Origin of the sequence: Winslowiella arboricola (assembly GCF_025527015.1) — a bacterium.
GTDB classification, from domain to species: domain Bacteria; phylum Pseudomonadota; class Gammaproteobacteria; order Enterobacterales; family Enterobacteriaceae; genus Erwinia; species Erwinia arboricola.
In genome coordinates, this window is record NZ_JAODIM010000032.1 from 1 (window position 1) to 13130 (window position 13130).

General features: G+C 53.3%; 11 protein-coding genes. 5 read left to right on the forward strand and 6 right to left on the reverse strand.

Annotated elements, in window-relative coordinates; genetic code table 11:
- Window positions 1-66: 66 nt before the first annotated feature.
- Together glyS and glyQ are read right to left on the reverse strand one after the other, a co-directional pair.
- Complete coding sequence (gene glyS, locus N5923_RS01520; RefSeq protein WP_267141708.1) at window positions 67-2136, reverse strand: glycine--tRNA ligase subunit beta; 2070 nt, start codon at window positions 2134-2136, stop codon at window positions 67-69.
- A 9-nt stretch (window positions 2137-2145) separates the two neighbouring features.
- Window positions 2146-3057 carry a glycine--tRNA ligase subunit alpha gene (glyQ, locus tag N5923_RS01525; RefSeq protein WP_267141709.1) on the reverse strand — a complete coding sequence of 304 codons (912 nt, stop codon included), beginning with the start codon at window positions 3055-3057 and terminating at the stop codon, window positions 2146-2148.
- Window positions 3058-3283: 226 nt separating this feature from the next.
- Here glyQ and allB point away from each other — a divergent pair, with 226 nt between their 5' ends.
- The 4 genes from allB (at window position 3284) to N5923_RS01545 (ending at window position 7322) form a co-directional block, all read left to right on the forward strand.
- Entirely contained in the window at window positions 3284-4660 is a 1377-nt protein-coding gene (gene allB / locus N5923_RS01530; protein ID WP_267141710.1) for an allantoinase AllB, read from the forward strand.
- 284 nt (window positions 4661-4944) lie between these two features.
- Entirely contained in the window at window positions 4945-5940 is a 996-nt protein-coding gene (locus N5923_RS01535; protein ID WP_267141711.1) for an acyltransferase, read from the forward strand.
- A 103-nt stretch (window positions 5941-6043) separates the two neighbouring features.
- Window positions 6044-6889 (forward strand): YPO3983 family protein, encoded by an 846-nt coding sequence (locus N5923_RS01540; protein WP_267141712.1) that lies wholly within the window; start codon window positions 6044-6046, stop codon window positions 6887-6889.
- A complete protein-coding gene (locus tag N5923_RS01545; RefSeq protein WP_267141713.1) occupies window positions 6876-7322 on the forward strand; it encodes a DUF943 family protein in 447 nt (148 codons plus the stop codon). The genes N5923_RS01540 and N5923_RS01545 overlap by 14 nt, the downstream gene beginning before the upstream one ends.
- A gap of 98 nt (window positions 7323-7420) precedes the next feature.
- Here the strand turns inward: N5923_RS01545 and N5923_RS01550 are convergent, their stop codons facing one another.
- The 4 genes from N5923_RS01550 to xylA form a co-directional block, all read right to left on the reverse strand.
- Window positions 7421-8341: a GlxA family transcriptional regulator gene (locus N5923_RS01550; protein ID WP_267141714.1), complete on the reverse strand. Its 921-nt coding sequence runs from the start codon at window positions 8339-8341 to the stop codon at window positions 7421-7423.
- 1 nt (window position 8342) lies between these two features.
- Window positions 8343-8885, reverse strand: coding sequence for an isochorismatase family protein (locus N5923_RS01555; protein WP_267141715.1), 543 nt, complete (start codon window positions 8883-8885; stop codon window positions 8343-8345).
- Between the two features lie 131 nt (window positions 8886-9016).
- Entirely contained in the window at window positions 9017-10474 is a 1458-nt protein-coding gene (xylB, locus tag N5923_RS01560; RefSeq protein ID WP_267141716.1) for a xylulokinase, read from the reverse strand.
- 19 nt (window positions 10475-10493) lie between these two features.
- Window positions 10494-11816 carry a xylose isomerase gene (gene xylA, locus N5923_RS01565; protein WP_267141717.1) on the reverse strand — a complete coding sequence of 441 codons (1323 nt, stop codon included), beginning with the start codon at window positions 11814-11816 and terminating at the stop codon, window positions 10494-10496.
- Between the two features lie 317 nt (window positions 11817-12133).
- On the opposite strand from xylA, the gene xylF reads away from it, so the two are divergent.
- Window positions 12134-13126: a D-xylose ABC transporter substrate-binding protein gene (xylF, locus tag N5923_RS01570; RefSeq protein ID WP_267141718.1), complete on the forward strand. Its 993-nt coding sequence runs from the start codon at window positions 12134-12136 to the stop codon at window positions 13124-13126.
- Window positions 13127-13130 lie beyond the last annotated feature (4 nt).

The following is a 13130-nucleotide window of genomic DNA, read 5'->3' on the forward strand; positions in this document are numbered from 1 at the left end:
GGGCGGCGAGAACGCCGCCCCTACATCAATTGAGGGTAGGGGCGGCGTTCTCGCCGCCCGCTGATATCACTGCAACAACGAAATATCCGCTACCTGCAGGAACAACTCACGCAGCTTCGTCAGCAGCGTCAGACGGTTAATCCGTACCGCCTGGTCGTCAGCGTTAACCATCACCTTATCGAAGAAGTTGTCCACCGACTCGCGCAGCTGCGCCAGCTCGATTAACGCATCCTGATAACGGCCTTCGGCAAAGAACGGCTGCAGCTTGCTGCTTAGCGCGGTCACAAAGGTCGCCAGCTGAATCTCTTCGTTTTCCTTCAGCAGCGAGGCCTGCACGCTGTCATTCAGAGTTTCGTTCGATTTAGCGAGGATATTGGATACACGTTTATTGGCCGCAGCCAGCGCTGCCGCTTCCGGCAAGCTGCGGAAGTGGGAAACCGCCTTCATACGCGCATCAAAGTCCGCCGGCCGGGTTGGACGACGCGCCAGCACTGCCTGCAACGTATCAATGCTGTGACCCTCTTCCTGATACCAGCTACGGAAGCGACCGAGCATAAAGTCGATAACCTCATCGACAACCTTCGCGTTGGTCAGCTTGCTGCCATACAGGCGCACCGCTTCTTCGGTCAGGGTTTGCAGATCGAGCGCGAGGTTTTTCTCGACGATAATACGCAATACACCCAGTGCTGCACGACGCAGCGCAAACGGGTCTTTATCGCCTTTTGGATGCTGTCCAATGCCAAAAATACCGGCCAGCGTATCCATCTTATCGGCAATCGCCAGCGCGCAAGCCACCGGATTTGAAGGCAGATCGTCACCGGCATAGCGCGGCTGATACTGCTCGTTCAGCGCCACCGCGACATCTTCCGCTTCACCATCATGGCGCGCGTAGTGCATGCCCATCACACCCTGGGTGTCGGTAAACTCAAACACCATATTGGTCATCAGGTCACACTTCGACAGCAGGCCAGCGCGGGTAGCATGATTTACATCAGCGCCGATCTGCGCCGCAATCCAGCCAGACAGCGCCTGGATACGGTCAGTTTTGTCGCGCAGGGTGCCCAGCTGTTTCTGGAACAGCACGGTTTCCAGACGCGGCAGATGGTCTTCGAGGCGTTTTTTACGGTCCGAGTTAAAGAAGAACTCCGCATCGGCAAGACGTGGACGCACCACTTTCTCGTTACCGGAAATAATCTGCTGCGGATCTTTCGACTCGATATTGGTGACGAAAATAAAGTGCGGCAGCAGTTTGCCGTTATCGTCGTACACCGGGAAGTACTTCTGGTCGCCCTTCATGGTGTACACCAGCGCTTCCGCCGGTACCGCGAGGAACTTCTCTTCGAAGGTCGCAGTCAGCACCACCGGCCATTCCACCAGCGAGGTCACTTCTTCCAGCAGACTTTCGCTCAGATCGGCTTTGCCGCCAATCTTACGCGCTGCGGCTTCCGCATCCGCTTTGATCAGCGTTTTACGCGTTTCGTAGTCAGCAACCACTTTGCCGCGCTCCAGCAGAATCTGTGGATACTGGTCCGCGTTATCGATAGTAAATTCTGACTCGCCCATAAAGCGATGGCCACGGATAGTACGCGCAGAATCGATGCTAAGAATGGTGGCCGGGATCGACTCATCGCCCAGCAGCAGGGTCACGGTATGCACCGGACGCACAAACTGCGTCTCTTTATCACCCCAACGCATCAGCTTGGGAATTGGCAGCTTCGTCAGCGCGGTTGCCACCATCGCCGGCAGCAGCGCCTGCGCGCTTTCGCCTTTGCTGAGGGCGCGATACAGCAACCATTCGCCTTTATCGGTGCTCAGACGCTCGGCCTGATCAACGGTGATACCACAACCTCGTGCCCAGCCTTCGGCGGCTTTCGTGGCGACGCCACTGGCGTCAAAGGCGGCGGCAATCGCCGGGCCGCGTTTTTCAACTTCACGATCTGGCTGTGAGGCGCTCAGACTGGCGACTTTCAGCGCCAGACGACGCGGTGCGGCAAACCAGCTAACTTCACCGTGCGCCAGGTCGGCGGCATCCAGTTCAGCAGTAAAGTGGGCGGCAAAAGATTCCGCCAGGCTACGCAGCGCCTTTGGTGGCAGCTCTTCGGTGCCGATCTCCACCAGAAATGTTTTTTCAGTCATGGCGGCCTCTTATTTTTTTCTGTTCAACATCGGGAAGCCCAGCGCCTCACGCGACGCATAATAAGCTTCCGCCACGGCTTTGGTCAGAGTACGAATCCGCAGAATATAGCGCTGACGCTCGGTCACTGAGATCGCCTTGCGCGCGTCCAGCAGGTTAAAGGTATGGCCCGCCTTCAGAATACGTTCGTAAGCCGGCAGCGGCAGGGGTTTCTCCAGCGCCAGCAGGCTTTGTGCCTCTTTCTCGTACTGCTCGAAGCAGGTAAACAGGAAGTCGACATCCGCGTGTTCAAAGTTATAGGTGGATTGCTCCACTTCGTTCTGATGGAACACATCACCGTAAGTGGTGGTGCCCAGCGGACCGTCGCTCCATACCAGATCGTAAACGCTGTCGACGCCCTGGATATACATCGCCAGACGCTCCAGACCGTAGGTGATCTCACCGGTAACCGGCTTGCACTCCAGTCCGCCAACCTGCTGGAAATAGGTAAACTGCGTCACTTCCATGCCGTTCAGCCACACTTCCCAGCCGAGGCCCCAGGCGCCCAGCGTCGGGTTTTCCCAGTTATCTTCAACAAAGCGAATATCGTGGATGGTCGGATCCATACCCAGCTCTTGCAGAGAACCCAGATACAGCTCCTGAATATTGTCCGGCGATGGCTTGATGATCACCTGGAACTGGTAATAGTGCTGTAAGCGGTTCGGGTTTTCGCCATAGCGACCGTCGGTGGGACGACGTGACGGCTGCACATAGGCAGCGGCAATTGGCTCCGGCCCTAAAGCACGCAGGCAAGTCATAGGATGTGAGGTGCCGGCGCCCACTTCCATGTCCAGTGGTTGAACAATGGTGCAGCCCTGGCGCGCCCAGTAATCCTGCAAGGTCAGGATCAGGCCCTGAAAGGTCTTAGTATCAAACTTTTGCATGATGAATTCGCACGCGATACGGTGGATGAAAAAAGTGTGCGCCAGTATACCCTTTGACCGGGTTGATTACCAAAAGGGTAATGGCCAGCCGCCACTTTCTTCTGTTTTGTCCTGCCGCAAAGTGAAATCAGTTCTACACCGGATGCCCGCTGCGCTAAGCGAATGATAGATATTGCTGACGGCTAACCAATGTTGGTTTGGCACAGGTAGCACAGGAGAACAGGTGATGAGCACATTGATCGTGAACGGTTTAATCGTTACCCCCGGTGGAGAAATCGATGCCGAATTGTTGATTGCACACGGCAAAATCGCCGCTATTCTGGCGCACGGTAGTCCGTTACCGACGGCCAATGAGATTATCGACGCCAGTGGGCTGGTGGTGATGCCCGGCGCCATTGATGTCCATACCCATTTCACCGCCGCCCATGATTTCCCGGAGCAGGAGCTGCGTGAAGGCACGCGCGGCGCGGCAGCCCATGGCGTCACCACCATTATCGAAATGCCGCACTCGTCGCCGCCAGCCACCACCCTTGACAGTTTTATTGCCAAACGCGAGATGCTGGCGCGCAACTGTGTGGTGGACTTCGCTCTCTGGGCGGGACTCGACGGGGAAAATCTCTCGCAACTGGCAAAGATGCAGCAGGCGGGCGCCATCGCCTTTAAGGCTTTTCTGTGCAGCGACTCGCCGGATGGTGCTGCCTGTGATGAAAAAGGGCTGCCGCGATTAAATGATGACATTTTGCTGCGCACCATGCGTGAACTGGCCAGCTTTAACGGCCTGATCGGCGTGCATGCCGAGAACCATGACATTTTAATCGGCGCCGCCAGCGAACAGCGCGCCATCAGACGCAACCATAACCGTGCTTATGCGCTGGCAAGCCCGGAAATTGCGGAGACCGAAGCCGTGGGTCGCGTACTGCACTTCGCCAGGCAGACCGGCGTACGCACGCATATTGTCCACGTCAGTTCAGCGCAGGCCGTGCAGATGATTACGGCAGCACGACCAGCGGTGCGGGTCAGCTGCGAAACCTGTCCCCACTATCTGCTGCTCGACGAAAACGATCTGGTGCGCATGGGTGCCAATGTCCGCTGTAGCCCGCCGCTCCGTCCGCGCCCGGTGGTCAACGCTTTGTGGCAGCGGGTGCACAATGGTGAAATTGATGTGCTGGCTTCCGACCACTATCCCTGTACGCCAGAGCAAAAACGGCTGGGTCAAAATGGCATCTGGGATGCGGTGAAAGGGCTGACTGGGGTGGAAACCCTCGGCCCGCTAATGTTCAGTGAAGGTCATATCAGGCGCGCCATGCCACTGAGCGAGGTGGCGCGGATGACCGCCAGCGGTCCGGCGCAGGTGTTTCATCTCTGGCCGCGAAAAGGCGCTATCACGCTGGGGGCAGATGCTGATTTAGTCCTGTATGACCCCCATGAAAACTGGACGGTAAGCGGGGAAAAATTTCACGGACTGGGTAAATGGAGTCCTTTTGACGGCATGAAATGCCGCGGGAAAGTGGTATGCACCCTGATCCGCGGCATTACCGTATTCCGTGATGGCGCAATACAGGTTACCCCCGGATTTGGACAGTTTCTGACGCGTACTTTTTAAGCTGCGACCACTAATCATTAAAAAAATCGTACAGAGCGTAATCAGCGAACTATTTGCACCGTTTGGCCCACCAGGAAATCAATCTATCTGTCTGAAGTTCAACGTTAAATCTTCCATCCCTGCCAGGATCTGGCCAGTAACTCTCTTCGCTAAGGCGCCCATTATATAATGCCGTATGGAATCTGACTCAGCTCAGTCCGATTTTTAGCGACAGATGTTGTTGAAGCCCCTTGATCCATCTACCCTCAAATCAGCATTGAAGCGAAGGAAAATAAGAGGAACAGATGTCGCAAAAGATTGGCTGGATAGATAATTTACGTGCCGTGGCCTGTTTAATGGTGATTATGATCCATACCACCACCTGGTACATTACCAATAGCCCGCAAGTGGCCGAACACCACTGGGATCTTGCCAATCTGCTGAACTCTGCCTCACGCGTCTGTGTGCCGATCTTTTTTATGATTTCAGGTTATCTGTTCTTTGGTGAACGTAGCGCGCAGAACCGACATTTCCTGCGTATCGTGCTCTGCCTGCTGTTTTACAGCGCAGTGGCGCTGGCCTATATCACCCTGCTGACTCCCATCAGCGAAATGATATCCATCACACACTTACTGCAAAAACCGGTGTTCTATCACCTGTGGTTTTTCTTCGCGATTATGGTGATTTACCTGCTGTCGCCGCTGATTCAGGTGAAACAGGTGCGCGCACGCTATGTTGCGGCGCTGGTACTGGTGCTGGCGGTGGTCGCCAATCCGAATACCGTCGATCAGTCGGTGGGACCCTTTCACTGGCTGCCGGTCAATCTGTATATCGGCGGCGATACCTTTTACTACGTGCTGTATGCCCTGCTGGGTCGCGCTATTGGCATGATGGAGACCAATAAGCGAGGTATCAGCTGGCTGGTGGGGCTGTTATTTGCCGCCTGCGTGGTGGGCATTTCGATTGGCACCAAAAAAGAGCTGCATATTAATGGCGCCTTCTCCGATACCTGGTATCTGTATTGCGGACCCCTGGTGTTTATCGCCGCCGTCAGCCTGATGGTGCTGTTTAAAAATTGCCTCAATCAGCGCGCGTTGCCCGGCCTGGCGCTGATTTCGCGCAACTCCCTGCCGATTTATGGCTTCCACGCGCTGTTTATTCATTTTATGCGCACCCATCATCTCGACCATACCGGCCAGCCGTTGCTGGATATTCCGCTAATCTTTGCCGTAACACTTGCGGGCAGCCTGCTGCTGGCGCTGGGATTGCGTCGTATCGATAAATATCATCTGGTGAGTTAGTGGAAAACAGGAGACTAAAACTCGGTGTTTACTTTTTCGCCAGTCTCCACATATTATTTATGACTGAGGATCAGCATGGAAAATCACACAAGGAGTGTGCCTTATGTCAGCATTACAACTTCCCTGTACCCTATTCAAAAGCCAAAAGCGGATGGATGATTACACCGCCTCCGATATGCGATGCGGTGATTTGAGCGAAACTACGTTGAAAAGGCATTTTAATCTGACAGAAGTGTCTGCAAAGGTTGACCCTTATACGTTGACGGAAATTACGCCATTCAGGCAACCGCAATCGATGTTTTACGGTTCTCGTGGCGCCGGGAAGAAGCTTAGCAGAGAGCAATGTGCGAGGATCCTGTTTGATGAGTTTCGTCAACTCTCCCGTCCATTCGCCGTTTACGGCCCATACAAGCATCTTATCGAGCAAATGATTACTCATATGCAGAATTGCAATGGGATGCCGTTTCGTAGCCTTCATCTAAATGCTGCTCTGGAAAAGCGCATACTTAATGACAAAGCTAAAGATAGTTCGTTAAGCAGAATAAAAATAGCGCTGACAAAATTTACAGACTGGAACAATGGCTATTATCCTGTTAATAAAAAAGATGAATTTGATACCTTGATCAGAACTTCATACTTGCCAAAATTTGCAAAATTTCAGGATAGCTTCAATGGAATGGGGATTACTGTTCATGACACATATGCAACCCACATTACAATAAAATCTCTTCATATTCAAAAAGATGAATATCGTGCTATAGTTCATTACCGAGTACAGGATCACTTTGGATTGGACAATGAAGACATTTTGAAATTCAAATTTTACCAGTTTCGTTTCTTTCGTATCTGGTTTGTGCTTCAAAGATACAATCAACTAGCCTTTAAACCATTTATGACTAATATGGAAGCAACACTGGAAATAATCGGAAATAGAAATGACAAAATATAGAAAGATAATGATATTATTTATTATAATTTTATGTGCTATCTATATAGCATACGAATTACTAAAACCCGTGAAAATTATCGCTATTTATCAGTATCGAAATTCCACTGATATACTTATTGAAAACCCACCAATAACAGATGCAGGGAAAATAAAGTGGTGGCAACATAACATTAACAAACTAGAAGAAGAAAAAAAGCTTTCCCCTTCCGACCTGGATGGAACATTTTATATCAATATTTGGGATTTTGGTGATGGTTACAAGACAGAAGGGAACGCTGACAGACTTTGTTTTGATGCAATCAACTCAGATAAAAAGTGCATCGATAAGAATAAATATATGACGATATATAGATTTAAAAATGAAGCGCCGATATTTACAATTGGAGATAACAGTTATATAAAATTAAAAAATGGTGAAATAGTCCGGCAATAAAAATAAGCATCAAGATTATCTCTACGCTCAAACACCTTAAATATGTCTTTTCTGTATAGATAACCCACTGCACAGAAACGAAAACCACCAGCAAAAGTCTACTCCCGCCAGCGCAGTTCCGCGCGCCGTAGCTGGCGTGATGAGGAGAATCCGGCGGCCAGCGCTGCGCGCTCTGCGCCTTCGCCCTGATTTACCCGTTGCCGCGCCACCGCCAGCCGCAGCTGCTCATGGTAGTCGCGCACGCTGATGCCAAGATGCTGACGGAACAGGCGCGTCAGATGGCGTGAACTGACATGCACACGCGCCGCAATCTCTTCCAGCTGCCAGCTTTTTTCCGGCTGATGTATCAATAAATCCTGAGCACGATGAATCGCCGGATTAAGATGATTTCGGTGACATAACCACGGCGATAGCTGCGGATCGTCTCCCGATCGGCGAAAATAAACCACCATCTCCCGCGCCACATCCAGCGCGACCTGCGGGCCACACAGCTGGTGAATCAGATGCAGCGCCAGATCGATACCGGCGGTAATCCCTGCGCTGGTCCAGATACCGCGATCTTCGACAAAAATACGGTTCTCTTTCACCAGCGCCCCCGGGGCGGCGGCACGCAGCCGCGCCAGAACCTCATGATGCGTGGTGCACTGCACGCCATGCATTAATCCGGCGCGCGCTGCCAGCACCGTGCCGGAACAGACGCAGACCAGTGTAATTTTGCCTGCATGGATAGCCGGTTGCAGACGCGTCAGCCAGTGCTGAGCAATCCGCGCTTGTGGGGTATCGAAACAGACGGCGGAATTGTACGACCCCGGTACCACCAGCAAGCTGCCATCCGGTAAGTTCTCCGGCAGCGGCGCAATATTACCGATCATCATATCGGTTGAAGAAATAACCGTTTCCTGCGGGCCGATATAACGCAGGGAAAATGCCCCCGCCGCCAGCTTCAGCGTTTCCGCCGGGCCAGTCAGATCCAGCGCCATCACCCCTGGCAAGGTTAAAAACCATACCGGTATCGGCATATCAGATAAGCTCCTGCAAGCAGCTCTCCACGGTATGGATCGCCGCAAAACGGTTAATCAATACGCTCTCCGTACGGTGGCGCAAATCGGCCACACTCAGCGTAATGCCTTTATGGCTGATCGGCGAAGTTAGCGTCGCTTCGGTGACAAAGGTGACGTTATAGCCCAGATCGGAAGCCACACGCGTGGTGGTTTCACAGCACTGCTCAGTGCGGATGCCGCAAACAATCAGATCGGTGACCTGCTGCTGGCGTAGCCACTCGTCGAGGCCAGAACCAGTCAGCGCATTATGCACGTTTTTATAAACAATTTTATCCGCCTGATGATGTAAAAACGGCATGCGCTCGACTAAACCTGAGGCTCGGGAAAATGGCCCTTCCGCTTCAACATGAAATACATCCACCAGCAGCCACCCTTTACGCTGACAACCGGCGATCAGCTGGTTGACCTTTAACTCAAAAGCCGGGGTTTCCGCGGTCTCTTGATAGCCACGTTGATAAAACGATTGCTGGATATCGATCACTAACAGTGCAGTTTTAGACATTTCAGGACACCTTATCAGTGAGAATAAGGTCAATAATGGCGGGGAATCAGCAGCGAATGAAGGCCAAAAACGGACATAAGCGCGAGCCAGAGGGACAAATCAACACGGGCGGCGTTCTCGCCGCCCGTGGCTTATACCGACATTAACGGTTCCAGCTGCTGATACAGCCGGGCAAAGGTTTCACGTTGCGCCTGATAGTGCTGATAACGGCATAGATCCGGCTGGTGGCGTTGCTCAAGCGGTAAAGCAGGCAGTAAATCGGCCAGCGGTTGCTGCGGATGCAGGGCGATCAGCGCCAGTCGCGCCGCGCCAAGCGCCGGACCCACGTCGCCGCCGGTACAGTAATCCAGCGTCTGACCGCTGATATCGGCCAGCATCTGACGCCAGAATGGACTGCGCGCACCGCCGCCAATCAGCATAATCGTCTGCGGTTTAACCCCGGTGGCATGCAGCACATCCATACCCTGCGCCAGCGCAAATCCCACTCCCTCCAGCACTGCGCGCGCCAGTTCAGGGCGGCCATGCTGATGGGTAAAGCCAAAAAAGACCCCTTTCGCTTCGGGATTATTGTGCGGCGTACGCTCGCCGGAGAGATAGGGCAGAAACCAGACCGGCGGCACATCGGTTTGCGCCTTCTCCGCTTCTGCCAGTAGTTCCGGCACATCCTGACAGCCACTGAGTTGCGCCGCCCAGTCGAGACAGGAGGCGGCGCTGAGCATCACTGACATCAGATGCCAGCAATTCGGCAACGCATGGCAGAAACTGTGCACCGCGCTCTGCGGATTGCTGCGGAAACCGTCGCTTACCACAAAATAGACGCCCGAGGTGCCCAGCGACAGCATCGCCTGGCCGGGTTGATACATTCCCACACCCAGCGCCCCGGCGGCATTATCGCCGCCGCCAGCAATCACCGGCACCGTTGTCATTCCCCAGCGTTGCGCCAGCTGCGCACTTAGCTGGCCGCTCATCTGATTACCCTCAAACAGCCCAGGCATCTGGTCGCGCTGCAATCCACAGGCCGCCAGCAGAGTGTCGTTCCAGTCACGCGCCGCCATATCCAGCCACATCGTACCGGCAGCATCCGACATATCACTGGCAAACTCGCCGGTAAGACGAAAACGCAGATAATCCTTGGGCAACAGTACTTTTGCCACCTGTGCAAAGATCGCCGGTTCATGCTGTTTAACCCATAAAAGCTTGGGCGCGGTAAAGCCGGGCATCATCAGATTGCCGGTAATCTGACGCGAATCAGACACTAAGTCTTCCAGCTCGCGGCACTGAGCGGCGCTGCGACCGTCATTCCACAATATCGCCGGACGCAACACCCGGTTCTGCGCATCCAGCAGCGTCGCGCCATGCATCTGACCACTCAGCCCGATCGCCTGCACCTGGCTGAGATCCTGCTCCGCGGCCAGCGCCTGTAGCGCGTGGTCGGTCGCCAGCCACCAGCTTTCAGGATCCTGCTCGCTCCACAGCGGTTTTGGCCGCGTAACGCTCAGCTTCTCCGTTTTGCTGGCCAGCACCTGCCCCTGCGCATTCAGCAGCACTACTTTAACGCCCGAGGTGCCTAAATCGATGCCGATTACCATGATGCCTGCCTCTCAACGGTTATTTATCGAACAGATAGTGATTCACCAGATTCTCCAGCTGCTCCTGACGCCCACTCTGATGCTGCGGATTGAGCTTCTGCTGTTGTGCATGCTGCGCCAGCGCCGCCAGCGAGAATTCGCCGGTCAGGATTTGCTGGCCAAACTCGCCGTTCCAGCCGCTGTAACGCTGCGCCACACGTTTATCCAGTTCACCCTCGGTAATCATCCGCGCCGCCACTTTCAGCGCCAGCGCCATGGTATCCATCGCGCCAATATGGCCATAGAACAGGTCATATTTATCAGTGCTCTGACGACGGATTTTGGCATCAAAGTTTAAACCGCCGGTGGTAAATCCGCCTGCTTTGATAATTTCATACATCACCAGCGCGTTCTCTTCCACGCTGTTGGGGAACTGATCGGTATCCCAGCCCAGCTGCGGATCGCCTCGGTTAGCATCCACGGAGCCAAAGATGCCCAGCGCAATGGCGGTGGCAATTTCATGATGGAATGAATGCCCGGCGAGGGTGGCGTGGTTGGCCTCGACATTCACTTTAATCTCTTTTTCCAGCCCAAACTGTTTCAGGAAGCCGTAGACCGTCGCCACATCGTAATCATACTGATGTTTAGTCGGCTCCTGCGGTTTCGGCTCGATCAGCAGCGTGCCTTGGAAGCCAGTCTTATGTTTATGCTCCACCACCATCTGCATAAAACGACCAATCTGCTGGCGTTCCTGACGCAGGTCGGTATTCAGCAGGGTTTCATAGCCTTCACGTCCGCCCCACAGCACATAGTTTTCACCGCCCAGTTGATGGGTGGCATTCATTGCGCTGTTAACCTGGGTAGCGGCCCAGGCGAAGACTTCAGGATCAGGATTGGTGGCTGCGCCGGCACCATAGCGCGGATGGGTAAAGCAGTTTGCCGTACCCCATAACAGTTTCACGCCACTTTGCTGCTGCTTCTCCTGCAATAGCTCAGTCATTACGGCAAAATTATGCAGATAACTTTGCAGTGAATCCCCTTCCGGCGACACATCGACATCATGGAAACAGTAGTAAGGCACATTCAGTTTCTGGAAAAATTCAAAAGCGACATCGGCTTTACGCTTCGCCAGTTCCAGCGCATCACCGGCCTTCTGCCACGGACGGTCAAACGAACCGACGCCAAACATATCGGCGCCATTCCAGCAGAAACTGTGCCAGTAACAGGCGGCGAAACGCAGATGATCGGCCATGCGTTTCCCCAGAATCATTTCATCGGGATTATAGTGACGAAACGCCAGCGGATTACTGGTTTGTGATCCTTCGTAACGAACACCCTCTAGCTGATCAAAATAAGCGTGCATGTCAGGCTCCTCAAGATTGCCATGGAATAGAATAACCGCATTAACTTGCGCTGATTGTGGTAGCGCAATAATTTTCGCTCAATTACGTTATTTCACTCCGGCGTTAAGATAACACCCAACTGTGCGCCAGCTCGCAAAATAAGCGCGACGGCAGCGTAAGTAGTGAAAACCAGATCACCATCATACTTCCGTAAATAAACCAAAAAACATAACGGCAGGAGGAAAATCTGTAATTGCCGTTACCTCTGGCTGTGATAACAATTCATCCGCCTGACAGTGCGAATGTCAAAAGCAGCCAACCCTACAAGGTGACGACGATGAAGATGAAACAAGCTTTACTGGCGGTATGTGCCGCGCTGGCTCTGGTCAGCCACGCAGGTTTTGCAAAAGAGGTTAAGATCGGCATGGCGATAGATGACCTGCGTCTCGAGCGCTGGCAAAAGGATCGCGATATATTTGTCAGCAAAGCCAAATCGCTGGGCGCCGAAGTATTTGTCCAGTCGGCAAACGGCAATGAAGAAACCCAGATGTCGCAGATAGAAAATATGATTAACCGCGGCGTCGATGTGCTGGTGATTATTCCTTATAACGGTCAGGTATTAAGTAATGTGATTGCCGAAGCCAAACGCGAAGGAATTAAAGTACTGGCTTATGACCGGATGATTAATAATGCGGATATCGATTTTTATATTTCCTTCGATAATGAAAAGGTTGGCGAAATGCAGGCCAGCAGCATTGTTAAGCGGGTGCCAGAGGGCAATTATTTCCTGATGGGCGGCTCGCCGGTGGATAACAACGCGCGCCTGTTCCGTGACGGCCAGATGAAGGTGCTGAAGCCGTTGATCGACGCCGGTAAAATCAAGGTGGTGGGCGATCAGTGGGTCGATGCCTGGTTACCGGAAAACGCGCTGAAAATTATGGAAAATGCGCTGACCGCTAACAGCAATAAAATCGATGCGGTAGTGGCTTCCAATGATGCCACTGCCGGCGGGGCGATTCAGGCGCTGAGTGCGCAGGGTCTGGCTGGCAAGGTGGCGATTTCCGGTCAGGATGCCGATCTGGCGGCCATCAAACGGATTAACAACGGCACTCAGACGATGACGGTGTATAAACCGATCAGCAAACTGGCCGATGAAGCCGCCAAAATCGCGGTAGAACTGGGTAATGACCAGCAGCCAAAGTCCAACGCGAAACTGAATAACGGCCTGAAAGAGGTTCCCTCCTGGTTACTGGAACCGATTGCCGTGGATAAATCCAATATCGACAGCACCGTTATCGCCGACGGTTTCCATAAGAAAAGCGATCTCTGATCTC